The organism is Marinobacter shunpengi, from assembly GCF_045449695.1.
Taxonomy (GTDB): domain Bacteria; phylum Pseudomonadota; class Gammaproteobacteria; order Pseudomonadales; family Oleiphilaceae; genus Marinobacter.
The window spans coordinates 526700-551472 of the sequence record NZ_JBJJKZ010000005.1 but is presented as its reverse complement, the minus strand read 5'-3'; the positions used below and the strand labels follow the sequence as shown (position 1 = coordinate 551472).

23 protein-coding genes are annotated in these 24773 nt (G+C 57.1%); 4 read left to right on the top strand and 19 right to left on the bottom strand.

From position 1 onward, the window contains the following. The first annotated feature begins 626 nt into the window (after positions 1-626). Positions 627-1133, top strand: a complete 507-nt coding sequence (rnhA, locus tag ACJO2E_RS04440) for a ribonuclease HI (protein ID WP_277722690.1) — start codon at positions 627-629, stop codon at positions 1131-1133. A 314-nt stretch (positions 1134-1447) separates the two neighbouring features. Here the strand turns inward: rnhA and ACJO2E_RS04435 are convergent, their stop codons facing one another. The 5 genes from ACJO2E_RS04435 to ACJO2E_RS04415 all read right to left on the bottom strand — a co-directional run bounded on the left by ACJO2E_RS04435 (position 1448) and on the right by ACJO2E_RS04415 (position 8931). Further along, complete coding sequence (locus tag ACJO2E_RS04435) at positions 1448-2068, bottom strand: recombinase family protein (protein WP_319634427.1); 621 nt, start codon at positions 2066-2068, stop codon at positions 1448-1450. Positions 2069-2314: 246 nt separating this feature from the next. Next, positions 2315-2998 (bottom strand): hypothetical protein, encoded by a 684-nt coding sequence (locus tag ACJO2E_RS04430; RefSeq protein WP_406962208.1) that lies wholly within the window; start codon positions 2996-2998, stop codon positions 2315-2317. A 26-nt stretch (positions 2999-3024) separates the two neighbouring features. Beyond that, on the bottom strand, positions 3025-6240 hold the full coding sequence (locus tag ACJO2E_RS04425) for a type I restriction endonuclease subunit R (RefSeq protein ID WP_406962206.1): 3216 nt from the start codon (positions 6238-6240) through the stop codon (positions 3025-3027). Continuing rightward, positions 6237-7370 (bottom strand): restriction endonuclease subunit S, encoded by a 1134-nt coding sequence (locus ACJO2E_RS04420; RefSeq protein WP_406962204.1) that lies wholly within the window; start codon positions 7368-7370, stop codon positions 6237-6239. Before ACJO2E_RS04420 ends, ACJO2E_RS04425 begins: the two co-directional genes overlap by 4 nt. Further along, positions 7357-8931: a type I restriction-modification system subunit M gene (locus ACJO2E_RS04415; RefSeq protein ID WP_406962202.1), complete on the bottom strand. Its 1575-nt coding sequence runs from the start codon at positions 8929-8931 to the stop codon at positions 7357-7359. The genes ACJO2E_RS04420 and ACJO2E_RS04415 overlap by 14 nt, the downstream gene beginning before the upstream one ends. Positions 8932-9167: 236 nt before the next feature. Between ACJO2E_RS04415 and ACJO2E_RS04410 the strand changes: the two genes are divergently transcribed. Continuing rightward, positions 9168-9335 (top strand): hypothetical protein, encoded by a 168-nt coding sequence (locus ACJO2E_RS04410; RefSeq protein ID WP_406962200.1) that lies wholly within the window; start codon positions 9168-9170, stop codon positions 9333-9335. Continuing rightward, positions 9335-9727, top strand: a complete 393-nt coding sequence (locus tag ACJO2E_RS04405) for a MarR family winged helix-turn-helix transcriptional regulator (RefSeq protein WP_406962198.1) — start codon at positions 9335-9337, stop codon at positions 9725-9727. The genes ACJO2E_RS04410 and ACJO2E_RS04405 overlap by 1 nt, the downstream gene beginning before the upstream one ends. On the opposite strand, the gene ACJO2E_RS04400 is transcribed toward ACJO2E_RS04405, so the two are convergent. The 6 genes from ACJO2E_RS04400 to ACJO2E_RS04375 all read right to left on the bottom strand — a co-directional run bounded on the left by ACJO2E_RS04400 (position 9701) and on the right by ACJO2E_RS04375 (position 14541). Next, positions 9701-10693: a reverse transcriptase family protein gene (locus ACJO2E_RS04400; RefSeq protein ID WP_406962196.1), complete on the bottom strand. Its 993-nt coding sequence runs from the start codon at positions 10691-10693 to the stop codon at positions 9701-9703. The genes ACJO2E_RS04405 and ACJO2E_RS04400 overlap by 27 nt on opposite strands. Further along, on the bottom strand, positions 10693-10980 hold the full coding sequence (locus ACJO2E_RS04395; RefSeq protein WP_406962194.1) for a helix-turn-helix domain-containing protein: 288 nt from the start codon (positions 10978-10980) through the stop codon (positions 10693-10695). The genes ACJO2E_RS04400 and ACJO2E_RS04395 overlap by 1 nt, the downstream gene beginning before the upstream one ends. Before the next feature lie 43 nt (positions 10981-11023). After that, positions 11024-11341: a hypothetical protein gene (locus tag ACJO2E_RS04390; RefSeq protein ID WP_406962192.1), complete on the bottom strand. Its 318-nt coding sequence runs from the start codon at positions 11339-11341 to the stop codon at positions 11024-11026. 502 nt (positions 11342-11843) lie between these two features. Next, a complete protein-coding gene (gene groL / locus ACJO2E_RS04385; protein WP_406962190.1) occupies positions 11844-13490 on the bottom strand; it encodes a chaperonin GroEL in 1647 nt (548 codons plus the stop codon). A gap of 88 nt (positions 13491-13578) precedes the next feature. Beyond that, a complete protein-coding gene (groES, locus tag ACJO2E_RS04380) occupies positions 13579-13869 on the bottom strand; it encodes a co-chaperone GroES (protein WP_328185551.1) in 291 nt (96 codons plus the stop codon). 162 nt (positions 13870-14031) lie between these two features. After that, complete coding sequence (locus ACJO2E_RS04375; protein WP_406962187.1) at positions 14032-14541, bottom strand: FxsA family protein; 510 nt, start codon at positions 14539-14541, stop codon at positions 14032-14034. A gap of 361 nt (positions 14542-14902) precedes the next feature. Between ACJO2E_RS04375 and ACJO2E_RS04370 the strand changes: the two genes are divergently transcribed. Beyond that, positions 14903-15211, top strand: a complete 309-nt coding sequence (locus tag ACJO2E_RS04370; protein ID WP_406962185.1) for an MGMT family protein — start codon at positions 14903-14905, stop codon at positions 15209-15211. A gap of 21 nt (positions 15212-15232) precedes the next feature. Here ACJO2E_RS04370 and ACJO2E_RS04365 read toward each other — a convergent pair whose 3' ends face one another. The 8 genes from ACJO2E_RS04365 to ACJO2E_RS04330 form a co-directional block, all read right to left on the bottom strand. Continuing rightward, entirely contained in the window at positions 15233-16666 is a 1434-nt protein-coding gene (locus tag ACJO2E_RS04365; RefSeq protein ID WP_406962183.1) for an AmpG family muropeptide MFS transporter, read from the bottom strand. 32 nt (positions 16667-16698) lie between these two features. Further along, on the bottom strand, positions 16699-17181 hold the full coding sequence (locus tag ACJO2E_RS04360; RefSeq protein WP_406962181.1) for a YajQ family cyclic di-GMP-binding protein: 483 nt from the start codon (positions 17179-17181) through the stop codon (positions 16699-16701). A 451-nt stretch (positions 17182-17632) separates the two neighbouring features. Continuing rightward, positions 17633-18844, bottom strand: a complete 1212-nt coding sequence (locus tag ACJO2E_RS04355) for an argininosuccinate synthase (RefSeq protein WP_406962179.1) — start codon at positions 18842-18844, stop codon at positions 17633-17635. 207 nt (positions 18845-19051) lie between these two features. Next, the gene (gene fliS, locus ACJO2E_RS04350; RefSeq protein WP_406962177.1) at positions 19052-19456 is read right to left on the bottom strand and encodes a flagellar export chaperone FliS; all 405 of its coding nucleotides are present in this window, start codon (positions 19454-19456) and stop codon (positions 19052-19054) included. Between the two features lie 56 nt (positions 19457-19512). Then, entirely contained in the window at positions 19513-20922 is a 1410-nt protein-coding gene (fliD, locus tag ACJO2E_RS04345) for a flagellar filament capping protein FliD (protein ID WP_406962175.1), read from the bottom strand. Between the two features lie 220 nt (positions 20923-21142). After that, positions 21143-21580, bottom strand: coding sequence for a flagellar protein FlaG (locus tag ACJO2E_RS04340; RefSeq protein WP_406962173.1), 438 nt, complete (start codon positions 21578-21580; stop codon positions 21143-21145). A 72-nt stretch (positions 21581-21652) separates the two neighbouring features. Then, positions 21653-22483 carry a flagellin domain-containing protein gene (locus ACJO2E_RS04335; protein WP_406962171.1) on the bottom strand — a complete coding sequence of 277 codons (831 nt, stop codon included), beginning with the start codon at positions 22481-22483 and terminating at the stop codon, positions 21653-21655. A gap of 187 nt (positions 22484-22670) precedes the next feature. Next, positions 22671-24764, bottom strand: coding sequence for a motility associated factor glycosyltransferase family protein (locus ACJO2E_RS04330; protein WP_406962169.1), 2094 nt, complete (start codon positions 24762-24764; stop codon positions 22671-22673). Positions 24765-24773 lie beyond the last annotated feature (9 nt).

Sequence of the window (24773 nt, the reverse complement as noted above, 5' to 3'; positions counted from 1 at the left end):
TTGAAGACCTCGCTGAGGGGTGCACATGCAGCGTCCCCAGAGGCCTACTTCCTTTGAGCTTTCGGCATGAGCTGTATGAACGCATCAGATTGGATGAACAGACTGGTGGCAGTTGGGACAGACGTGAACCGGACAAGACCGGCGCAGATGATTTGAGGGGGCACTGCGTTGAAGTCGGCTACATCTGACATGGTTCTGATGGTGGCAGTAGAGGGGGCGAAGCCCCACTTTCAGTGGGTCTTATAGTTTTTCTATGAGATATCCATTACTTCATTACCATCATAGATAATCATCTATACAGGTCTCTATCTGTAAGACCTACATCAAGTCTCTCTTGTGGTCTCTCTGTTGGCTACCCCAATGAGTGACATCCACAAGATCACTTGATGAAACCATCCTGAACGGTTCTGACATGAATTGTGATGATGACTGATGATCAGTTGTCTGAAGCATCCTGTCAGCTCCCTCCAGCTCTGTCGGCCACTCCCTGAGCCGACCATGAGTCAATCTCAAAGTTAACCCAGTGACATCCTCGAAGGCGATTGGTCAGGTAGGCGGTATGTATCCGCTCACTGGTCTGTCTGCCTGAAGGGAGCCAGTCGCTTTCGACGATGAAGGATACAACCATGAAACCAGATATCAGCATTTACACAGACGGCTCTTGCCTGAACAACGGATCGGAGTTCGCCCCAGGCGGGTGGGCAGCGGTGTTAGAGAACGACCGTAAGCAACTGCGAATCAGTGGACGAGAATGCCCGACGACCAACCAGCGGATGGAGCTGATGGCTATTATCGAGGGCCTGAAGGCGATCCAAGGCAGTGGCAAGGTCATCAACATCTACACAGACAGCGCCTATGCCCGAAATGGCTGCATCACTTGGCGACACAATTGGAAGAAGAACGGCTGGAAGAAGAAGTCCGACAAGAAACCCGTTGAGAACCTGGATCTCTGGAAGCAGTTGGATGAGCTTCTGGATCAACATGAGGTGACGCTGCTCAAGGTGAAGGGTCACAGTGGCCACCCGCAGAATGAACTAGCCGATAGCATGGCTGTAGCTGCTGCTCGCGGGCAGGTCTTCAAAGGCTACCGACAGGTCGGTGACTATCAGTTCGACTGGAGGGAAGTGGCATGACGAGAAAGGCTGCTGGCTACTCTTTCAGGGCGACTGGCAAGCGGAGTAAACCGATTCTCCCTGAAGTCAGACCGAACAAGCGATACCGGCGAAAGAGGACACAGGTTTGCTGACCCGGAATTTTTCCAGCGAAAATCTGAGGCAGTATTATACGCGCTGCGAGACGAGACTTCCCCCGTGGCCCCGGGCATGGGTCTGTGAAAATGATACCAGGCTGGGGCATGGCGTAGAGGAGACTGCTGGCGCGGGTGCATGATGGCAACTTGTGCGCCAGCCTCCAATCATGGGTCAGGTGTAGATGGTGTTTAGGCAGGTCATGCAGCCGCACCCATCTTGATGGCTCGCTGAACTGTACTTGGAGCACACCCAGCCAGTTCCGCCGTCTTGCGAATACTGAAGCCTTTGGCTCGCAGCTCCCTGATCTTTTCATGAAGCGCCTCATCAGCGGGACGCCCCTTGTAGATGCCCTTAGCCTTGGCTTGCTCGATCCCTTGGGCCTGACGCCTCCTGCGGTCCTCGTAGTCCTTCCTAGCGATGGCTGCCAGCATGTCCAGCAACATGGCGTTCACGGCATCCAGCATCCTGGCAGTAAAATCGTCTCCGCTGGTCACCCGCATGGCGGCATGGCTCGTTGGCAGGTCCAGGGACACCACTCTCACACCAGCCTTCTGAATGGCGCTCTTCAGCGTTTCCCAATCATCGCGGGTCAAGCGGGTGAGTCGGTCCACCTGTTCGATCAGAAGGACATCCCCAGGCCCTGAGTCTGACAGCAGCCGCATCAGCTCGGAACGCTCTGCCTTGGTGCCACTGACGTTCTCGGTGTACCAGGCCGCCACCCGAGCGCCATGCTCCTGTGCAAACCTGCTGAGGGTCTCACGGGCTCGCTCGGCGTTCTGGTCCTCGGTGGAGGCCCTCAAGTACCCACGGATAAAGATGTGTGGTGACATCATTCGCTACCTCTCTCACAACCCCTGTACTCGTTTGGGTGTGATTATTTATAGCGTATCCGTTTGGGTTGTCAAGAGCGCCATATCGGTACACCCTGGCCTGGCCTATGACCGTGCGCATTGAGGTATACCTATAAAAGTACGCGTGAGCACAAATCGACTGAGCGCGTGGTTAGTGTTTACTAACCTGGGTTCGTGGTTTGGTGTGTCTTTATTTTTTCCGTTTCCAAAACATCATTCATCTAACGAAAAGTATCTTCGGAGACTTCTTCGCTCACGTTGATAAAGACCAATTGCAGAAGGACTGTTCGTCCTTTCTTTCGGTGGTTTCGGGATTGAAGGTATTGTATCGGCCAGAGACTTTAGGCCGTTTTTCACTAATTCAATGTCTTGTTGATCGCTCAGATTTTCCAAGAGTTTTTTGATTTCGTCTTGGACTTCCTGTAACTGCGTCGTGATCTCGCTTGCCGTAAGACTTCCCTCTGACGCCCTTCGAATATAAGCCAGCTGCCGCGTGACCTTGTTGAGGGAGCCCACGACTCCGGTACGGGACTCCAAGCGAATAACATCTTGGTGCTTGGCTCCAGACAGGAACTGCATTTCAGACACGATATACTCAGCGAGTCTTTTGGAATCATTGTAGAGAAGTACAGCCCCCTCTCTGAAGTCGGGATAGTTCGAGACTCCTTGAAGCAGTAAAAATAACGTCCCGATTACGGTCACCCTTGCTTTAAGAGACCCTTCCTCAAATTCTATTTCAACATCGACATCAGGATGTAGATAGAAATCCGACCGTGTGCGAGCGAAGTCCTTTATGTGTTGCTTGAGCCTCTCAATATCTTCTTCAGAGTCAAGCGCCACAGGCTCAACATGGATGTAGGCTTGGCTCAGTATGTTTTTGTTAATGTAATCCGCCAAGGTTAACCCCTTTTAATTCTGTCCATTTAGATAGCGGAATACACACTTTGACCACCGCCGTAGTAGCTGGTCATCAGGTGGTGAAAAGCCGCATCACATTTCTCGTTGTAGATGTCTTCCTCGAAGCTATCCGGTAGTCCCCGGTCGAAGACGATTTCCAGGGTACGGCGGACATCGCCCTTGGCCTGGGCCTTCTTCCGCCAGTCCAACACCAGCTTCTCTTCCTTGAGCGTCTCCAGCAGCTCCCGGCACATGGCCTTAACCTGGGCCACCTCCTTGTCGGTCATCTCCGGTGCTGGCTTGGTGATGATGTCGAACAGCGCCAGCTCCTCTTCGGTGAGCCCCTCACGGATTGCCCGCTGGTCTTCTTCCTGCAGCTCCTCTGTGAACTTCATCAACTGCTGGAAGAAAGCCTCGATGTTCAGGCTCCCGGCGTTGTACTTCTCGATCAGCTTCTGGAGCTTCTCCATGAAGTCGGTGCGGCTGGGGTTCTTCGCCACCATGCTTTCCAGCTTCTGGTTCAACAGCGCCCGTAGTTTCTCAGCCTCAGTGCGCTTCTTGCCCTTGCTGAACCTCTCCTTGAGCTTCTCGAAGTCGATCTGGCTGAGATCGAAGAGCTTCTCCTCATCAGTATCCTCGATAACGTAGGGCACCGGAGCGACCGACTGATCCAGCAGGTCGTCCACGTCCCTCATCACCTGGGAGATGTCCACTTCGGGCTCCAGCGCCTTGATCTTCTGGGCCAGCACGGAGAGCAGTACCGCATCGGGGGCCAGATCGTTGGCTGAGGGATCGGGGAGGATGGCTCGGTAGACCCGGGAGGTGGCCCTAGCGAGGTTCAAGAAGGCCTTCTTGGTCTCCTCACTTTCGAGTAGTTTCTCGCGAGCATCATCCAGCAGGGCAACCTTATCGAAGCCTCCAGCTGCTTTGATAGACTCGGGGTCGATCTGCTTCTCTGTCAGGAAAGTAATCCCCTTGGCCAGCAGATGCTTGAGGTACTCCACCAGCTCGGCCTTCTGGTGGATCGGTGTGTCACCGTCTTGAGGCGGCTCATCACCGTACCCAGGCCTCGGCTCAGCTACCTTAGATGATGCGCCGCCATAGATAGCCAGAGCCTCCTGCAGCTTCCTGAAGACACCCGCGTAGTCCACGATCAGACCCGCTTCCTTGCCGGGGTACTTGCGGTTGGCCCTGGCGATGGTCTGCATCAGGGTGTGGTTCTTCATCGGCTTGTCTAGGTAGATGGTCGAGCAGGACGGAACATCGAAGCCGGTGATCCACATGGCACAGACGAACACCAAGCGCAGCGGGCCATCAGGATCCTTGAACTGCTCGTCGAGGTCTTCCTCAACCATGCGCTTGCGGTGAGGCAGGATGTCGAGCCCCTTGTCCGCCAGCTCCTTTACCTCGTTCTGACCCTGGGAAACCACCACTGCCATGTCGGTCGTCTCCAGTACCTCAATCTTGTGCTTGAGAGCCTCCCGCTGCTCCTTGGGAGCCGATGCCAGATCAGCCTGAAGTCGGGCCAGGTAGTCTTTCCAGTGGGCCTGAACCTTGTCGTACATCTTCACGGCAGTGGCCTTGTCGATGCAGACCATCATCGCCTTGCCTTGGTGGCCCCTACCGACGAAGTGCTGTACCAGATCCTCAGCGATAGCTTCCAGGCGGTCATCACGAGTGATCAGGTGGTATTCACGGGCGAACACCCGCTCGACCTTCTTCTCCTGATCTTCGTCCAGTTCGGCATCTTCCAGCAGCCGAGTCAGATCGTCGTTGAGGTTCTCGTTGATCAGTTGCAGCTCGGGGATCCGGTTCTCATAGTACAGCGGCACCGTGGCCCCATCGGCGATGGACTGGCCGAAGTCGTAGACCGAGATATAGTCACCGAACACCTCCTTGGTCTTCTCCTCACCGGCCATCAGTGGCGTCCCGGTGAAGCCCAGGAAGGCGGCATGAGGCAGCGCCGTCCGCATATTCATCGCCAGGGTGTCGTACTGGGAGCGATGGGCCTCGTCGGTGATAACGATGATGTCCTGGCGGTCGGAGAGCTTGGGATAGGTCTCACCTTGCTTGGTGCCGAACTTCTGGATCAGCGTGAAGACGTAACGGTGATCCTCACTGAGCAGCTGCTTGAGGTGAGCACCGCTCTCGGCGTGGGCCTCCACCTCGTTGACTGCTCCCGTTGCTGCAAAGGTCTTATAGATCTGTTCGTCCAGCTCGTTGCGGTCGGTGACGATCACGAACGTCCAGTTGCCGGGGATGGTACGGTGGATCTTCTGAGTGAAGAACACCATGGAGAGCGACTTGCCCGAGCCCTGAGTGTGCCAGAAGACCCCCAGCCGACCAGCCTCACCGGCAGGACGATTCTTGATCCGTTGCAGCTCAGCGATGGCCTTGTTCACGCCAAGATACTGGTGGTTCTTGGCGATCTTCTTGATGGTGCCGCCCTGAGCCTCCTCGTACACCGTGAAGTTCTCCACAATGTCCAGCAGCCGCGCCCGCTCGGCAATACCCCGGATGGCGGTTTCCAAGGACACCACGCCTTTCTCGCCCTCGTCGTTGATCCGCTTCCACTCGAAGAGATGCTCCCAGGGGGAGAAGGTGCTGCCCACCAGCGTCTCGGAGCCGTTAGAGAGCATCACCACGGAGTTGTAGGTGAACAGCTGAGGGATCACCGAGCGGTAGTCGCTCAGGTTGCCGTCATAGGCAGCTTTGAGGGTCTTGTGGCTGGCCTTCAGCTCCACGAACAACAGCGGCAGCCCGTTCACGAAACCGACCAGATCGGTGCGGCGGGTATGCAGCTCACCCCTTACCCAGAACTGCGAGGTCAGCAGGAAATCGTTCTCCTCAGGCTGGCTCCAGTCGATCACCCGCACCGTTTCGATAGCGGTGCCACCATCGTCTTCGGACACCTCAACCTTTACGCCATCCTTGAGCAGCTGGTAGACCTCCAGGTTGGCGTTCACCGCCAGCAACTTGGAGCGGTCTCGGGTCAGCTCCTCAATGGCCTTCTCCAGAGCATCGGCGGGCAGCTCGGGGTTGAGCTTCTCCAGGGCCACCCGCAGCCGGGGCACCAGAACCACATCCTGCTGTGTCTGCCGTCCCTCGCTCGATACCGTACCCGACCACTCCCCGTAGAGATTGGCAGTGTCCCAGCGCAGATCAGCGAACAGCTCGATAGCGGGCTGCTCGACCAGGGCATCTTCAGAGTAGGCATAAGCGGGGGATGGCGGGGGTGTCATGCGGCTTCGACCTCCTTGTCTTCGGGCATGGTGATGTCGGATACGTCGATTTCACCGGAGACCAGCTTGGGAAGGAGCAGGTCGCGTTGGGCGCGGAGATTGGTATTTTTCTTATGTAGCTTTCGTACCAGCTCATAGATCGGCTTGCATTGGCTAGAAAACTGATCCAATAGTGTCTCGCTCGGCTTCAGGAATGGGAGCGAGTAAGCTTGGTTCCTGTTCAGGCCAGGAACAGCGGCATCGTTATTCAAAAATCTTTGTCTTTGGAGATTGAAGAATACGTACTCCAGAGGAAGATCGGTCTTGACGTAGTAGACAGTGTCAATGGGGTAGAAGTCGTCTTCTGTCCAGAAGACACTACCAACGTTCCCCTTTCGCCCCAGAATTATCCCTGGGCCTTTTACCAAAGGCTCACTATGGGTTCCCACTTCGCCACTGGACCCATAAACAGGATATGGCCCCGGCTTTCTTTCAGATTTCTTTAGAGCTTTTCCATATGCAAGCTCGATGAACTCCTTGAGGCTGCTACATTCCCACCCCTCAGGAATCTCCCCAAGCTCACTCTCCTTGAAGCTCACTTCCTCATGCCCAGGGAAGCGGAAGTTGACGAACCACTCCTCATACAACCGCCTGGCCATCTCCTCAAGGATCTCGATGCGGCGCGTGTTGTTCTCGATCAGATCGTCGTAGGTGGAGAGGATGGAGGTTATCCTCTGCTGCTCGTGCAACGGCGGGATACTAACTTCTAATGATTTGAGAATAGTTAGTGTTAAAAATTTAGTCGCGGCCCCAGTTGATAGAGTCTGCAGTCGTTCAAGTTGTGGCTGCAAAACGTAATACAAAAACCTATTGGTTACAGTATCGGGATCAAGGGTCGTTATGACGTAAGTTCTTTGGTATGCGTCGAATTTTCCCTTGAAATACTTCAGGGGATAAACTCCGCTCGCATTATTTCCTGCAAGGAGAACGGCTTCAGTATCGAACGAATAAGTATCCGTCCGGAACGTTTCTCTTGAGCACGTAAAGAAAGGATAGAGTCCATCTGCAGAGGCGGCGTTTGAGTTCAGTTTTCCGGTTTTAAACTGAACCATATCTCCAAGTTTGCGGTTAACCCACTTAGTCGAGGACATTTTTACGACTCCCCTCCAGAACTCCCGCAATGTTCGAAGATATTATGTCTTCTAACTCTCTTGACTCGGCATTCAACACCTCCAACTCTTCAGCCAGTTCCTCCAACCGCTCCGAAAAATCCACATCCTCGGCTTCTCTTGCCGCTGCCCCGACATATCGACCTGGGTTCAGCGACCAGCCCTGCGCCTCGATTTCCTCCCGAGTCGCTAACTTGCAGAGCCCAGGTACATCGGTATAGCCCTCGGCCAGCCCCTTCTCGGCCAGCAGCGGCTCACTGCCCTGATCCAGCTCGATTGCTTCGCCACGGTAAAGGCGAACAATGTTGGCCAGGAACTCGATCTGCTCCGGCAACCAGTCGCGGTGCGCCCGGTCGATCTGGTTGTAGATGTGGCGAGCGTCGATAAACAGCACTTTGTCGCGGCGCTCAGTCTCACTCTTGGCTCGGTCGAAGAACCACAGGGTGCAGGGTAGCGTGACGGTGTAGAAGAAGTTCGGCCCCACCGAGACGATCACATCCACGGCCCCGGACTCGATCAGCTTCTGGCGGATAACCTGCTCGCTGCCACGGGCATCACCCGCCGAGTTGGCCATGACGAAGCCAGCACGACCGGTAGGCTTGAGCGAGGCGTAGAAGAGCTGGATCCAGAGGTAGTTGGCGTTGTCGGTCTTGGGCATCCCGAAGGGGAACCGGGGGTCGCCCTCCAGGCGCTCCTTGTCCACTCCCGAGACGTTGAACGGGGGATTGGCCATCACGAAGTCGAAGAAGCCGTCACCGTTCTTGTAGACCGCCCCGTGAGGATCCTCATAGTAGGTGTTGGAGACCCGCACATCGCCGGAGAGGCCATGAACCGCCAGGTTCATCTTGTTGAGATTGACGGTGGTCTGATCCTTCTCGGTGCCGAAGATCGAGATTTCGTCCATCGCGGTCTTGTGGTGACGCTCCACGAAGTCTGCCGAGTGGACGAACATACCCCCTGAGCCACAGGCCGGATCGAAGATGCGCCCGTGATAGGGCTCGATGATCTCGACGATCAGCTTGACGATGGACTCGGGTGTGTAGAAGACACCGCCTTTCTGACCTTCCTTCAGGGCGAAGTTGCCCAGGAAGTACTCGTAGACCTTGCCGAAGGCGTCTCCTGACAGATCAACCGGAGCGAGCTGCTTGAGCAATTCCTGCAGCACCCAGTTGTCCAGACGCGTGTAGGTTCGCGGCAGGGCACCCTTGAGGTCGGGATTCTCGTCCTCAATGGCCTTCATGGCATCGTTGATGGCCTTGCCGATATTGTCGCCCTCGGTGAGCGACAGCAGGTGCGAGAAACGGGCGGTCTCGGGGAGGAAGATCACCCCCTCGGCCAGATAGTCGTCCTTGCTTACCTTGCGGCGGCCACCGGAACCCACTGGCCCGAGCTTCTCCTCGGCTGCTGAATACTTCTTGTCGGCGTACTTAAGGAAGATGAGCCCCAGCACGGGGGTCGAGAACTCGGCGGGCTTGAGGCCGGTGTTGGCCCATAACTGGTCAGCTGCTGCCCATAGGCGCTTCCCCACGTCTCCGTTAACCAAGGTGTACTGCTCCTAATGCTTATTGATCACGCTTTGTCTGATATTAGCTATGCATCTTACTACAGCAACCCCTTCCCCTGGCAGGTGAGCAAGACAACCCACCGTGCCCGCAACTGATGTGTAGCCTCATCATATGCGAGAATGGATTATAGGTTGCTGTTTTAAAAGGCTTTATTGTCGTTCCAGATGGTGCTATACCAATAAGGTCTCTCGCATATAGCATCGGAGGGTACGGTATGAAGCTAGAGATCGGGCGTTGGGGTGTCGGTGTGGCAATCGGAGATTTCGAGCTGCGCCTGTTCCTGGGGGACTTCTACCTGAAGATCCCTGGAAGGCTGGAGGTGGCCTGGAACTCGACAGGTCGCTACGTCGACCGCATTGAGCGGAAAAGGAGGGAGAGCTGATGGAAGGCGTCGGTGCCCCTCGCCATATCCCTGACACCGAAGGGGAAGCAACAGAGCGAGTAGCAGCCAGAATCGGCATCACACGCCTGATCGGCGCAGTCGTTGTCATTCGTGAGGTTGCGCCGGATATCGGCATCCAGGCCGTTCATATGCTGCTGGAGGTTGCCAGAAAGCCCGGAATCACGGTCAGTGAGCTGATTAGAAAGACAGGCCTGTCCCAGTCATCTTGCTCGCGCAACCTGGCGCTGCTATCGGCACAACACCGACTTGGAAAGCCGGGGCTGGATCTGGTGTACACTCAGGAAGATCCCTCGGAGAGACGCCGGAAGCTGGCTCGCTTGACGCCCAAGGGAGAAGAACTGGTGTCATTGGTTGTCGACTCGGTGCGCTAGGGGTACGGCCTGGAGGAGTGCATCCAGGCGCTGGGATAGTCGCCTTCCCTCGGCGTGTTTCAGGCGAACGAGTCTTCCGACTCGCCCCTTGGCACTGTCCCACGCTTTGCGGTTCTCGGGCGTCATTCCCTCTTTGTCGACTGCCTTCTCCAGGTTATGGACTGCAGACCGGATCCGGTTTCGCTCGTTCTTGCTGATTGATGGGGAGCGCCCGGCAGTTACCAACCCTGTGACTTCCAACTTTCGCCCCTTGCGGCTGACTTGGCTCTTGGAGCGTTTAGGGCGACACCCCTTTGAGGTCAGCATCCGGTATACCTTGGCCCTGGCCTCGCCAACGGCGCTGTCTGGAATCCTACGGCGGGATGAGTAGGTGACATCATCGACGAACCGGGAGTATGTCAGGCCCATCGCCTTCAGGTCTTCGACCAGTTGAGCCTCACGGTCCCAGAATGCGAGATTTGCTAGGTAGCTGCTGGTCTTGGCTCCCTGTGGTATGGATCCCTTCCGAGTTGTCAGCTTGGTCAGCAGCTCCGCTACTTCGGGAGAGAACCCAAAGAAACGTAGCCAGACCGTGAACACCAGTTTGCGATCCAGCGATGGGTAGAAGTCCGCAATGTCGTCCAGTATTAGAATCGCTGTGCCTGTATGCATTGCCGCATTTGATACGTGGTCTCTTGGGAACAAGGAATCCTTGATACCACCATGCAGGTATCGGGGGAAGCGCACTTTGTGGAGGATCTTCAGGACAATCTGATGCTGTACTCGCTTCAGTGCAGGGTACGCATCGTAGGTCATTCGAGGGCTGCCATCCTTTTTCTTCTGAGGGACAGGCCGGTAACAAGCAGACGCAGTTTCGGCAATCGCCCCCAACTTAGGAAGCGGAGTATTCAGTAAACGCGCAAGGTGCTCAGGATCCACAATTGCATTGTGAGGATAGGAAGGAGTCAGATCAGTAGAGTCGGACATCAAGCCGACTCTCTCATCAGATTCAAAGCAGCAGCTGAGAGCTTTTCCTTCAGCTCTGGAGTAAAGCCTTTCAGATCGTCTTCCTCAGCAGCGAGAAAGAGCAGCAGGGTCATCGGAACTTCCAACCCCCTCGCAATACTCTCCAGCGAAGACAGGCCTGGATCTGACCTTTCACCCCGCTCAAGGAGCGATAGATAGGAGACTGACACGCCAGCACGTTTGGCCAACTCACCTTGAGTCAGCTTACGCTGCTGGCGGCACAGTTTGATTGCGTATCCAATATTCATATTTCGCAACCAATCGAAAATCTTAAAGTAGTGGTTTGCTGTGTCACAGGAAGTCCTCAAAAAGCGCCTTGATCACGGGAAGATACTTCAATGCCTCACCGAGCTTGGCCAGAGCGGCAGCCGCCGTTGCTGGCTTCGGGTCGGCAGTCAGTGCCTCCTCCAGAATCGCAATCGCCTCATCCAGTCCACCTGTAACGCGAGCATCTACGTCGTCGTGCATCTCCGACCGCACCTGCTTGAGCAGGTCGACAGTCTTGGTTAAACGTGCAGAATTCATCGGAAATACCTCTTCTCTCATCGGGCGGAATTGCCCCGCCGTCAAGCAATTGAGCCGATAAGGAACGCGTAGATGCTCCAGCAAACCACCGTTCAGCTCCTTTTCAAAGGAGCCTCCCGCCGTACAAGACAGCTGACTACCGGGTATCTGAGACACCGAGCAGCCGGGTCGCTGTGCGGCAAGTGAACCCTGGGTGAACAACTCCCTGGGTGACCAACAAGGTTGGCCCGCTTGCAAGCTCAATCGAGGTAAATCAACACGTTTAAAGAGCACCTGGGTGGTACACCCAGCCTGAAACAAAGAGTACCTGTAATTTTACTGGCAGTCAAATTCTGTTGACATGCGGTGCGGGGTGAGCTGGCCAAGTAGCCACCAAAAGAAAACCCCCGGTGTCTGGGAGTAGGCTTCCTACATTCCCATGACCGGGGGTTTCGTTTAGCAGGGCAGGAAGCTCGTCAGGAGGAGGTCTGGAGCCTTTGCAGCCGTCCAGACCTTCCTACAATCTTCCTACATTCCTTCCTACATCCATGCCTACATTGTTTCGTAAGACATTGATTTCAAAAGGATGCTAGGGGTGGTCGGCAGTTTACATCATGCCGCCCATGCCGCCCATTCCACCCATGTCCGGCATACCACCGCCGCCGGCGCCTTCCTCTTCCGGCTCGTCGGCTACCATCGCCTCGGTGGTGATGATCAGGGACGCAACGGAAGCGGCTGCCTGCAGCGCGGAACGGGTGACCTTGGCAGGATCCAGGATACCCATTTCCAGCATGTCGCCGTATTCCTCGGTGGCGGCGTTGTAGCCAAAGGCACCTTCACCTTCACGCACCTTGGCCACAACAACGGAGGACTCACCGCCAGCGTTGAATACGATCTGACGCAGGGGGGCTTCCATGGCACGGCGGAGGATGTTGACACCCATTGTCTGCTCTTCGTTGAGGGCATCGACCTTGTCCAGGGCCGCAATGGCACGGATCAGGGTCACACCACCACCCGGTACGATGCCTTCCTCGACCGCAGCGCGGGTGGAATGCAGGGCATCCTCAACACGGGCCTTCTTCTCTTTCATTTCCACTTCGGAGCCTGCGCCTACCTTGATGACGGCAACACCGCCGGCCAGCTTGGCTACCCGCTCCTGCAGCTTCTCCTTGTCGTAGTCGGAGGAGCTGTCCTCGATCTGCTTGCGGATCTGCTCGACGCGGGCCTCAATGTCGCCCTCGGCACCAGCACCACCAATCAGGGTGGTGTTTTCCTTGGTGACGTTGACACGCTTGGCGGTGCCCAGGTCATCCAGGGTGGTGTTCTCCAGGGTCAGACCCACTTCTTCGGAGATCACGGTACCGCCGGTCAGGATGGCGATGTCCTGCAGCATTTCCTTGCGACGGTCACCAAAGCCGGGCGCCTTCACGGCGTTGACCTTGACGATACCGCGCATGTTGTTCACCACCAGGGTTGCCAGGGCTTCGCCCTCGATGTCCTCGGCGATGATCTGCAGCGGCTTGCCAGCCTTGGCTACGGCTTCCAGCACCGGCAGCAGTTCGCGGATGTTGGAGATCTTCTTGTCCACCAGCAGGATGTACGGATCTTCCAGCTCGGCGGACATGTTGTCCTGGTTGTTGATGAAGTACGGGCTCAGGTAGCCACGGTCGAACTGCATGCCTTCAACCACGTCCAGCTCGTCTTCCAGGCCACGGCCTTCCTCAACGGTGATAACACCTTCCTTGCCGACTTTCTCCATCGCATCGGCGATGATCCTGCCGATGGTTTCGTCACCGTTGGCGGAGATGGTGCCAACCTGGGCGATGTTGTGGCTGGTGTCGCAGGGCTTGGCCATTTCACGGATGGCCTTGACGGCCTCGGTGGTGGCCTTGTCGATGCCACGCTTGAGGTCCATCGGGTTCATGCCGGCGGTAACGGCCTTGATGCCCTCGTTAACGATGGACTGGGCCAGTACGGTGGCGGTAGTGGTACCATCACCGGCGGTGTCATTGGCCTGGGAAGCCACTTCCTTCACCATCTGGGCGCCCATGTTCTCGAACTTGTCTTTCAGCTCGATTTCCTTGGCCACGGACACGCCGTCCTTGGTCACGGTCGGGGCACCGAAGGACTTGTCCAGTACCACGTTACGGCCTTTCGGGCCCAGGGTTACCCTTACGGCGTCCGCCAGAGTGTTGACGCCTGCAACCATGCGCTTGCGCGCGCTGTCACCGAATTTAACGTCTTTTGCTGCCATAGTCTTCTATTCCTGTTCGTTTAAACCAATCGTCTGTCGTGTTCAGCAAACAATCAGGTTGAATGCGTTATCCGGTTGCTGCTGGCGGTCAGCCTTCGAGCACACCGTAGATTTCGTTCTCGCTCATGATCAGCAGTTCTTCACCGTCGATCTTCACGGTGTTACCCGCAAACTGACCGAATACCACGGTGTCACCTTCCTTGACCGCCAGTGAGCGGGTCTCGCCGTTATCGAGAATGCGGCCGTTGCCTACAGCCACGACCTCGCCCTGGGAGGGCTTTTCCTTGGCGTTGCCCGGAAGCACGATGCCACCGGCGGTTTTCTCTTCTTCTTCCTTACGGCGTACGACAACACGGTCGTGAAGCGGACGAATTTTCATTGCTCGGTTTCTCCAATGTCAGATTGTCTTTGGCAATGACGCTGCGTTAAAAGCCGGGGCAGTTAACTCCCTGTTTTTGCAGATGGTTATCTGCCCACAGCGAACTGGTGTCACCTAAATGGGGGTGGCGGTTTGGTTTTCAACACCCCGGGTGAAAAAATTTTACTTTTTTTCGATGTGGTCGCGGTCTCTCCCGGTTTCATCCCGATACTCCCCCTCAATGACCTCATCATCCGGACCTCGCCGGCGACCAAAGGGGTCGGTACCGCCAAACGGATCACCACCACCGGACGACCAGTAGAAACCGCCACCCTGTCCCCGGACCACGAGGCGCTTCATGGCCTGAGCAACGAACCAGTGACGGGACCCCGGAATCAGGCACAGGAAGCCGATAGTGTCGGTAATAAAACCGGGGGTCAGCAGCAGGGCACCACCCACCGCCAGGATCAACCCTTCAGCCACCTCCCTGGCAGGCAGCTCACCGCTGTTCAGCCGCTGATTGGCCCGCGTCAGGGTTGCCAGCCCCTGCTGCTTGAGCAGGGCCGCGCCAATGACCGCAGTCAGCAGGACCAGGCCCACGGTGCTGAGGGCCCCGATGATGGTCCCCACCTTGATCAGTACCACCATCTCCAGGATCGGCAGCACGATGAATAGAAATACGAAAACCGGCAACGGATGCCTCCCGGGGCCTGCCCCACTGTGACTGTCAGGCCGGATCAGATCCGGCCCGCCTCTTCTGTATTCTGCTGGAAGCCGGTAGCCCGGATTCCACGCATCCATTACCATCTGGGCAAAGTTGGAAACTTCAAGACCGGGAGGATTGGACTGAGGGGGCACACCCCAGCTCTCCCGCGTACATCCCCTCTCCCCAATGGGGGAGAGGGCCAGGGAGAGGGGAGCGCCCGCAGGGCGCCAGAAAACAAACCGGGGAGTTAACGCCTCCCCCTCTCCCCAACCCCTCTCCCTCCAGGGGAGAGGGGCTACACAGGTGCAAACCGACAACATGGGTAAAAACGACAGGACCAATAACACCATGGAACCCACACGCGAACAGAGAATATGGCAGGTGGTACTGGCCATTCCCGAAGGTCGGGTGGCCAGCTATGGTCAGGTGGCGGACATGGCGGGGCTTGGCCGCCAGGCCCGGTTCGTGGGTCGTGCCCTGGGCATGCTGCCGGAAGGTCATTCGGTGCCCTGGTTCCGGGTGATCCGCAATACCGGCCAGATTGCCTTTCCCGACGGTTCGGATACGTTCATCCGCCAGAAGACCCTGCTGGAACAGGAAGGAGTGGACGTGGTCAACGGCAGGGTGTCGATGCGACGCTTTCGCTGGCGGCCCTGAAGACCAGGCAACGTAGCCGGCTCAGGTCTCCTCCGGCGTTTCCTTATCCGGCGCCCGCTGGTCCAGTATCCGCCCCTTTTTCATGATGTAGATCACCAGCAGGATAGCAGGTACGCCCATCAGACCCGCCAGCAGGAAGAACTCGGCGTAGCCGAAATCCGCCACCACGATACCGGAGAAGCCCCCCAGGAACTTGCCCGGCAGGGTCATCAGGGAACTGAAGAGCGCATACTGCGTGGCCGTGAAGGAGGCACTGGTCATGCTCGACAACCAGGCAATCAGTGCCACATTGGCAATACCACCGCTCAGGTTATCGGCACTCACCACCACCGCCAGGGTCATCAGATCCGGTGGCATCTGGGCCAGCCAGACGAACAGCAGGTTGGTGGCGGCGGTCATCACCGCCCCGATCAGCAGGATGGGTCTCACGCCGAAACGCACCACCAGCACGCCCCCCACCATGGAACCAACGATGGTCATGAAGAACCCGAAGATCTTGGTGACATCCGCCACCTGGGTCTTGGAGAACCCCATGAAGTCCAGGTAGAAGGGATTGGCCATCACGCCCATGGCAATATCCGAGATGCGGTAGACGGCCACGGTGATCAGGATGATCAGGGCCAGCTCCCGGTAGCGACGGAAAAAGTCCATGAACGGCCCCGCCACTGCGGCGGAGAACCAGCCGGCCATTCTGGCCAGCCTTGGAGGAAGGTACCCCCGTTTGGCCGCCTCCCGTTCGATCTGGTGCGCGATGTCCGCCGCCGCGGCGAAGTGGTTGACCACGGGCTCCCGGACCACCAGCACGGTGACGGCACCGACGCCCATCAGCAGCGCCATGACCTGATAGGACACGGTCCAGGACCAGTACTCGGCCAGGTACAGCGCCCCCGCCCCGGCCACCAGCAGCGCCAGCCGATAGCCGAAGATGTAGGTGGAGGCCAGCGCCGCCTGGAGGCGGTCCTCGGCAATTTCGATACGGTAGGCATCAATGGCCACATCCTGGGTGGCCGATGAAAAGGCCACCAGCAGGCCACACAGGGCCATCATTTCCGGAGCGGCCAACGGGTCCACGGTAGCCATCAGGAACAGGCCGGTGGCGATACCCCCCTGGGCCAGCAATATCCAGCTCCGGCGCTTGCCCAGCAGGCGATCCAGCAGCGGCAGCCTGACCCGGTCCACCACCGGGGCCCACAACACCTTGATGGAATAGGTAATACCAAGCCAGCTAAAGAAGCCGATGGTCGCGGTTTCCACCCCCACATCCGCCAGCCGGGCGTTCAGGGTGGAGAACACCAGCAGGAATGGCAGACCAGCGGAAAACCCCAGGAACAGCAGGGCCACCACCTGCCAGCGGGAATAGATCTCCACGACCTCCCGCAACCAGGGCCAGCCGGTGGCATAGCGATCCACCACCCATTGCCAGAGCGAGACAAGCTTCGACCACAGCCATGACACGTTGAACCTGGAAGAGATGGTAGCGCTCCCGTTCAGTCGCGGAAGTTATTGAACTGCAGGGGCAGGTCGAGATCCGATTCCCTCAGCATGGCGATCACCGCCTGCAGGTCATCCCGCTTCTTGCCGGTCACCCGCACCTTGTCACCCTGGATGCTGGCCTGGACCTTCAGCTTGGCGTCCTTGATCATCTTGACGAGCTTCTTGCCCTGGTCGGTCTCGATGCCCTGACGGAGCTTCAGGTGCTTGCGAACCAGCTTGCCGGCCTTGCTCTCACCATCATCGTCGATGGCCCGGGTGTCGATATTGCGCTTGGCGAAGGCCATCCTCAACATGTCCAGCAATTGCTCCACCTGGAACTCCTGCTCAGCGCTGAGGGTAATGGACTGGTCGTCCAGTTCGATATCCGCCTCTACATTCTTGAAATCCCAGCGGTTACCCAGCTCCCGTCTGGCCTGGTCAACGGCGTTGGTGACTTCATGCATATCGATTTCGGACACAATATCAAAGGAAGGCATGGTGTTGGGTCTCCATAAACAGAATCCCGGCGGAACGGGGCGGACACGAAAGCACGATAGCATAGCGATAAACGCCTGCCACATCGAGTGTGGAAACCGTTGGACATCAGTCGATAAACGCGACAGCGCAGGGAAACACCCGGTAACAGACAATCACACAAGGCCAACAGACAGGACAACGGGCGGACAGTATTCTGAGCGCGTGGATCGGGGAGTTGTGCAGTATCCCCGGCAGTATCCACCCCCAACGGTGAGGGGTTCAGGCAGTACCCTCACCGGCTTTTTGGGACCAGTTGTGTTGTTTCAGGCAGTTTCGATCTTTCCTTGTTTGTTGTTATGGGGCCGGCTTCGCAGTATCAAGCCGGCCTTTTTTCGTTGTGCGACAAACAAAAAAAGGGGCAGCCCCACTTTGGGCTGCCCCTTCTTTTATAGAGCCCTCATTACCCTGGCCTCAGAGCTTGCGCCCCTTGCCGGCGGCAATCCGCAACCGCAGGGCGTTCAGCTTGATAAAGCCTTCCGCGTCCTTCTGGTTGTAGGCGCCTTCGTCTTCCTCGAAGGTGGCAATTTTCTCATCGAACAGCGAGTCGTCGGACTTGCGGCCCACCACGTCCACGTTGCCCTTGTAGAGCTTCAGGCGAACGGTGCCGTTGACGTACTCCTGGGTCTTGTCGATCAGCGCCTGCAGGGCTTCACGCTCCGGTGACCACCAGTAGCCGTTGTAGATCACCTCGGCGTAGCGGGGCATGATGTTGTCCTTCAGGTGGGCAACCTCACGGTCCAGGGTAATGGACTCGATGGCACGGTGGGCACGCAGCATGATTGTGCCACCCGGGGTCTCGTAGCAGCCACGGGACTTCATGCCCACGTAGCGGTTCTCGACAATGTCGATGCGGCCGATGCCATTGGCGCCGCCCACCTTGTTCAGGTGCTCCAGCACTTCGTGGGGTTTCATGGCCTGACCGTCGATGGCAACGATATCGCCCTTGTCGTAGGTCACTTCAATATAGGTAGGCTGATCCGGTGCGGCTTCCGGTGAAACGCTCCAGCGCCACATGTCTTCCTCGGCTTCTGCCCAGGGATCTTCCAGGTTGATGCCTTCGTAGGAGATATGCAGCAGGTTGGCATCCATGGAGTACGGGCTCTTGCCCTTTTTCTTCTCCACCGGGATGTTGCGCTCATCGCAGTAGGCCATGAGTTTTTCGCGGGAGTTCAGGTCCCATTCCCGCCAGGGGGCGATTACTTTCACGCCGGGTTTGAGGGCGTAGGCGCCCAGCTCGAAACGCACCTGGTCGTTGCCCTTGCCGGTGGCACCGTGGGAGATGGCATCAGCACCAGTCTCGTTGGCAATCTCGATCAGGCGACGGGAGATCAGCGGGCGGGCAATGGAGGTACCCAGCAGGTACTCCCCCTCGTAGATGGTGTTGGCGCGGAACATGGGAAACACATAGTCCCGCACGTATTCCTCTCGCAGATCCTCAATGTAGATTTCCTTCACACCCAGGGCCTTGGCCTTCTCACGGGCCGGCTCCACCTCTTCACCCTGGCCGATGTCGGCGGTGAAGGTCACCACCTCACAGTCGTAGGTGTCCTGCAACCAGCGGACGATCACGGATGTATCCAGACCACCGGAATAGGCCAGCACCACCTTCTTGATATCAGACATGCCCTTGCTCCTGCGATTCGAAAAACGGACAACGGAAGCCACGGAAACAGGCGTCAAAGCCGGTCACAGAGGCCCGTGTCAGGTTCAGAAAATAAGGGCGCTATTGTACGGGAGTACGGGGGGAATGGCTATCGGGAGGGAGCTTTCACGGACCCGGGGACACCGCCCCTCCCCCGGAAGGAGAGGGGTAGTGGGGGCCGTCTGGACTTAACCCGTGGCCCGGGCCTGCTGGCTGAGCACTTCCTCGCGGATGCCGTCCCAGCCTTCCTTAATGGAACGTAGCAGGTCAGCGACTTCTTCCAGTTTGCCGACGTCGTTTTTTGCGCTGGCTTCCAGCAGCGTGCGCTCCATGTAGTCGTAGAGGCTTTCCAGGCGGAGGGACAGGTCGCCGCCCTTCTCGAAATCCAGGAAGCTGCGCAGACCACCAATGATCTCAATGGCCTTGTTGATCAGTTGGGCCTTGGCCCCGTAGTCCTTCTGCTGCATCCTGGCCTTGGCCATATTGATGCGCTCCAGGGCCCCGTTGTACAGCAACTGAATGAGCTTGTGAGGATCGGCATCGGTGATGCTGGTCTGGGTGTTGATGCGCTGGTATTGCTGTAAACCGTTCATACTGACTTCCCCTAAATACTATGCCCTGAAAACGACGCCCTGACTCCTGGCTTCCATTACCCGTTCTGACTCGATGAGGGAGCCAGAGCCGCCAACTGCTGGCTGACGAAGTCCTGGGTACTCTGCAATTGGGAGATCAACTGGTCGGCTGCGGTGAACTGCTTCACCAGCCGTTCCCGCATTGACTCCATCCGCATATCCAATTGGTCCCGCTCTTCCTGGATGCTTTCCAGTCTCTCGTTAAGACCATCAGTCCGGTTTGAGAGCGTGCCATCAGACGCAAGCATGTTGTCCGCAATAGCCGTTATCCGGGCCGCGACACCCTCGGCGCCATCCACCTCGGCAAACAGTTGGGCGACTTCACCTGGCGCCTGATCAAGCTTGTCCTTGAAAACAGACTGATCAAACGTCAATTTGCCGTTGTCGTCCGGATCAGTGGCAATGCCGATATCCGCCAGGGTTCGAACCGTGCCGTTTTCAAGGCCGGGCACTACCGATGAAATCACTTCACGAAGGTCATTCCGGAGATTGCGGATGGTGGAGTCGCCGTTAAGCAGGCCACCCTGACCGGTATCGGCATTAAAGCCTGAAATAGACCGGACGACATTCTGGAACTCGTTGTACTTATCTACAAACGCCTGGACTCGCTCAGCGACCGCGTCGGAATCCTCTTCCACCTTGATGGTCGAGGTGCCCGCGCCCTTGAGTTCAAACGTCAGCCCTTCAACCGCGTCGGAAACCGTATTGCTGGACCGGGTGACGTCGATTCCGTTTACGGTCAGGAGTGCATCCTGGGCCGCTACGGTCTGCTCAAGGTTCTGGGTTGTCCCGTCGTAGACAAACTGGGATAGACCACCAGTATCCGTGTTATTGCCATCATCATCGGTGACAGTAACCTGCACCTCGTTTGCCGTGCCGCTCTCCGCCGAAGACATGACCAGCCGGAAACCCGAACCGGTATCTACCACACTGGCATTCACCCCGGCGCCGGAGTCGTTAATGGCGCTTGCCATTCCTTCAAGGGTGTTGTTACTGCCATCAATCGTAATATCCGTGGCAGTGCCGCCGACATTTATGGTCATGGTACCGGTACCGACGGTAGTGGAATCCTTGTCGGCAAACGTGGTGGAGGCCAAAGACTGGGAACGGGCCAACTGCTGCACGTCGATCTCATAGGTGCCATCATTGACCTGGGACTCGTCCATGGAAACACCAACGGTACTCTCGTTGGACGAGCTGGTATTGAATGCCATCAAGCCATCGGCGCTACTCAACCCCTCCATGGAGGAACGAAGTCCTTCAACGGCACTTTTCAATGTGCCAAAAGCGGAGATCATTGCCTCCGTGCGCTGCTGTTTCTGGTTCAGCCGGACTTCCGTTGGCTGACGCTCGGCGTTCAGGATCTGATCGACCAGATCCGAGCTGAACAATCCCGAGCCAGCCCCGAGTGACGATATGGATGCCATGATGTCATCCCCCTTGCGGTGGTATACCTGTGTGTGCTGCTACTACCTGTTATCGGCGGGGAGCGGCAAAACTTTGCCCTTTATCCGTCGAAATCCGGCATTATTTTGTAACGGCCTGTAAACCCACTATAGATGTTTCCCTGAAAGCAAGACACCGCCGGCCCCTCTCGGGTGCGGCGGTGCTGTATACCGTTGCCCAATGTCGTGAGGAAGAAAAGCCCTACACTTTCACATTAAACAACGACAGCGGTTCGTCCTGCTGCAAGTTCTCTGCCAACCTCAGGGCAACCTCATCCGGAATCTGGCGAATGACTTCACGGGTCTCCTGATCAACCACCTTCACAATGGTCTGACCGGCATCGCTATCCACCTCGAATTGCAGGTCCCGCTGAACGCTCTGAACAAAATCGTTCAACTGGGTAACAGCGGAATCCAAATCCTCCCGCTGATCCCTGTTACGCTCCTTCAGGCGCTCAGCCCGGGAGGGCTCGCTGGGCTGAGGAGAGGTGGCAACTTTCGCCGCACTGTCCGCAGATGAAGCCGCCAGGTCGGAGGCATTCCTGCCTTCGGCCTGAGATGACGACATGGCCCGAGCCGGAGCTTGCTCACTGGAGCGAACCAGCTTCAGATCCGGGCTATTCAGGTTAACGCCATTCATAGCTTACCTCGCTATCCTCAAACGGCGTAAAGCCGGGCCCCGAAGAGCCCGACTGTTACCGTTCGTCCCCTGTTACTGCAGGAGGGACAGAACCTGCTGCGGCCGGGCGTTGGCCTGGGACAGTACCGAGATACCAGCCTGCTGCAGCACCTGGGCCTTGGACATCTTGGCCGTTTCGGCCGCAAAGTCCGCATCAAGAATCCGGCTCTGGGACGCGCTCTGGTTCTCAATGTTGGTCTGCAGGTTGGCAATGGTGCTCTCAAAGCGGTTCTGCACCGCACCCAGGTCAGACCGGAAGGAGTTCACCGAACTCAGTGCATTATCGATAGCGCTGAGAGCCGCTTCGGCACCGGAAGCGGTGCTGATGCTGACGGAGGACACGTTCAGACCAGCGGCGCCCGCAGTCATGCTGTTATCGAAGCCAACCTCGATGGATTGACCAGCGTTTGCACCAATCTGGAAGGACACGGCGGAGCCCAGAGTGCCATCCAGTACGGACTGGCCGTTGAATTCGGTCTGGGTACCGATACGGGTGACTTCGGCAATACGCTGGTCCACTTCAGCCTGCAGCAACAGACGATCTTCATTTGAGTTGGAGCCGTTAGCCGCCTGGACAGCCAGCTCACGGATACGCTGCAGGTTGTTCACAGTCTCGTCCAGACCACCTTCTGCAGTCTGAACCATGGAAATGCCGTCGTTGGCATTACGAGACGCCACCTGGAGACCGCGGATCTGGGTGTCGAAACGAGTGGAAATTGCCAAACCGGCCGCATCATCCTTGGCGGAGTTAATGCGCAGACCAGAGGACAGACGCTCCATAGCCTGGTTAGACAGGCTCTGGGACTTGCCCAGTTGGTTCTGTGCCATGAGTGACGCAACGTTCGTGTTGATTCCGAGAGCCATAGTACTTCTCCGACAAATAGTTTTGCTTCATTTGAAAGAGGTCTGGCGCCCGTTCTCTGCTTAGTGGGTACGCCGCCCCGCTGTACTGCTTAACGGCGCGCCCGGGAATTCCTTTAGAAAAAAAACATCGTTCTTTGTTATTAAATGTAACCAATTAAATATCAAAAGGTTAAACTCTATTTCGAAGTTAAACCCTCGGCTCTTCATCAGTCAGGCGGGCTTTTAACCAGGGGTCGGATTCCACCGGCCGGGCCTGCAGGATCACGCGATCAAAGTGATCCGGCAATTGCTCGAGGAATCTGTCGAACGATGTCTTCCACGCCTGCATATACGCCGGCAATTCAGATTCCTCACAGGCCAGACCGTGGCAGAGCCCGACCTGCAGGAAGTGATAGGTTGAGCCTTTGAGCAGTTGCCAGCACATCACCTGTACAGTTAAATCGGTACGCCGGCCACTGAACACACCAACCCGATTCAGGGAGTCCCGCACCGCATTGGCAGTGACCACCAGATCCCGGCGCGAATAATCAGCGGTCAACCCCAGTGCTTTGCGGCACCCTTCCACAGTGTCCGCGATTTCCTGCCGCAGCCGGCCCAGATTCCCGTCCAACCCTTCAGACGGTAGAGGATGACGCTCGTGGCCCAGGAGTTGACGAGCCTCCTCCGGCCCGGATCCGTCATAGCCCCTCACCGCCTCCAGGAACCCGGTGGGCGAGAGCCAGTCGGCACCCTCAATAGCGGCGCCATCGGAACAGTTCGCAACACTCAGCGTGGTCTCCCCCGTCTGACAGTTGGCAATAAACCGCTCCACGGAACGTTTTGCGGTGTAGTAATCCGTTCGTGTCAGCACCTCGCCGCCATCCACTCCCGGCACCGCAAAACTGCGCTGATCCTCATTCAGCCCCTTCCTTTCAGCCCGAAACGACCTGGAGAAACTGGTTTCTCCCTCGGCCCCGTAGACGGAATAGGCAGAATGGTGATTGGTGACATCCCGGTAGCCGTAGTCAGTGCCAAACAGATAAATGTTCCGGAAACCCAGGGCATAACCCACTGATAACGCCGCGTTGGTACAAGTCGGGCTGCAGTTGTCCAGGGCCTGTTCACCCACTCCCAGCCAACCTGGTATAGCGCTCCCCCTCTTGAAAAAGAAGGTCGTCTGGTCAAAGAGCGTTGTAACCAGCGGGTTAACATCGATTGCGGCCAGCAATGGAATACTTTGCAGCACTTCGGGGTCGATATCGGACAGGATTTCGTGGATGGCGTAGTCGGCATCCAGTTCCAGATGGAAATCCGGTCGAATCCCGTTGGCGACCAGTCCCCTCAGCCCCGTGCCGGCACTGACGATAGCCACCTTGTCACGAATCTTCCGGATGTCCTCAAACCGGTCATCAATTGAAGGGCCGCTGCCGATAACCAGCAATGGCCTTGACGAATGGGCCACCGGGTCCGGCTTCAGGTATCGGCCACCGGAGCGCAGGTTATGGAGGATATTGTTGAACGCCCGGATCTCGAAATCGTAGCTGCCCCAGTTTGCCGCAAGAATCGGGATATCTTTTTCCAGATCCTTGGCAATCCTGGATAGCTCAACGTGAGCAAGATGGTTGTAATAAGTAGTGAAGTAGGGGTACATGGGCACCATTTCCCCGAGCTTGTTCCCCAGGACCTGACGAACATTCTCTTCACTGTCATTGACCGCAATGCAGAACGACAGCGAGCGTCCCTGCTTGCGAAAGCGGGCGCTGATGGTTTCCCAGTCCACGGTAAACAGACTCAGGGCAAACCGTTCCGCATCCGGTTCAAAAACAACCGCATCGATAATATCCGCCTGTTCCGACAGTTTCTCGATGTGATAGCCCAGGCCACAGCCCAGGAAAACCACGGATGGAAAGAAATCACCCCGCTTATAACCGTGGAACGTCTCCGGCGTCACGGGGGATGCGTCCCTCGCTTCCCTGACAAGGCGCATGGCAAACCGTGGCAGTGCGTAGGAACCCTCCCAGGGGGGAGCCAGCGTGAAAGACCGCTGGTCGGGTGGATTTTCCCCCAGGAAACGGTCCACCTCAGAGTAGGAATAGTCCCTGGCATGGTGTAGGTACACCGAACGGCCCCGATCAACAAGATCAACGTCGGGGTTCCCCGGTGTCACCACCAGTTCGCAGTGATTGAGCTCAAGGGTACTGAAATACTGGTGCAGCTCCGGGCGATACTTCCTGAAGTACGCCAGGTTCTTTTCCTTGCGTTCCAGGTATTCGAGGGCGGCATCCTGATCTGGTTCAGACATAGGGTTTTC

Bases quoted from the DNA above. Each gene is read 5' to 3' on its own strand.
- rnhA (WP_277722690.1), top strand. From the start codon at position 627: ATGAAACCAGATATCAGCATTTACACAGACGGCTCTTGCCTGAACAAC.
- ACJO2E_RS04425 (WP_406962206.1), bottom strand. From the start codon at position 6,240: ATGACACCCCCGCCATCCCCCGCTTATGCCTACTCTGAAGATGCCCTG.
- ACJO2E_RS04420 (WP_406962204.1), bottom strand. From the start codon at position 7,370: ATGTCCTCGACTAAGTGGGTTAACCGCAAACTTGGAGATATGGTTCAG.
- ACJO2E_RS04410 (WP_406962200.1), top strand. From the start codon at position 9,168: ATGAAGCTAGAGATCGGGCGTTGGGGTGTCGGTGTGGCAATCGGAGAT.
- ACJO2E_RS04405 (WP_406962198.1), top strand. From the start codon at position 9,335: ATGGAAGGCGTCGGTGCCCCTCGCCATATCCCTGACACCGAAGGGGAA.
- ACJO2E_RS04400 (WP_406962196.1), bottom strand. From the start codon at position 10,693: ATGTCCGACTCTACTGATCTGACTCCTTCCTATCCTCACAATGCAATT.
- ACJO2E_RS04395 (WP_406962194.1), bottom strand. From the start codon at position 10,980: ATGAATATTGGATACGCAATCAAACTGTGCCGCCAGCAGCGTAAGCTG.
- groL (WP_406962190.1), bottom strand. From the start codon at position 13,490: ATGGCAGCAAAAGACGTTAAATTCGGTGACAGCGCGCGCAAGCGCATG.
- groES (WP_328185551.1), bottom strand. From the start codon at position 13,869: ATGAAAATTCGTCCGCTTCACGACCGTGTTGTCGTACGCCGTAAGGAA.
- ACJO2E_RS04370 (WP_406962185.1), top strand. From the start codon at position 14,903: ATGGAACCCACACGCGAACAGAGAATATGGCAGGTGGTACTGGCCATT.
- ACJO2E_RS04360 (WP_406962181.1), bottom strand. From the start codon at position 17,181: ATGCCTTCCTTTGATATTGTGTCCGAAATCGATATGCATGAAGTCACC.
- ACJO2E_RS04355 (WP_406962179.1), bottom strand. From the start codon at position 18,844: ATGTCTGATATCAAGAAGGTGGTGCTGGCCTATTCCGGTGGTCTGGAT.
- fliS (WP_406962177.1), bottom strand. From the start codon at position 19,456: ATGAACGGTTTACAGCAATACCAGCGCATCAACACCCAGACCAGCATC.
- fliD (WP_406962175.1), bottom strand. From the start codon at position 20,922: ATGGCATCCATATCGTCACTCGGGGCTGGCTCGGGATTGTTCAGCTCG.
- ACJO2E_RS04340 (WP_406962173.1), bottom strand. From the start codon at position 21,580: ATGAATGGCGTTAACCTGAATAGCCCGGATCTGAAGCTGGTTCGCTCC.
- ACJO2E_RS04335 (WP_406962171.1), bottom strand. From the start codon at position 22,483: ATGGCTCTCGGAATCAACACGAACGTTGCGTCACTCATGGCACAGAAC.
- ACJO2E_RS04330 (WP_406962169.1), bottom strand. From the start codon at position 24,764: ATGTCTGAACCAGATCAGGATGCCGCCCTCGAATACCTGGAACGCAAG.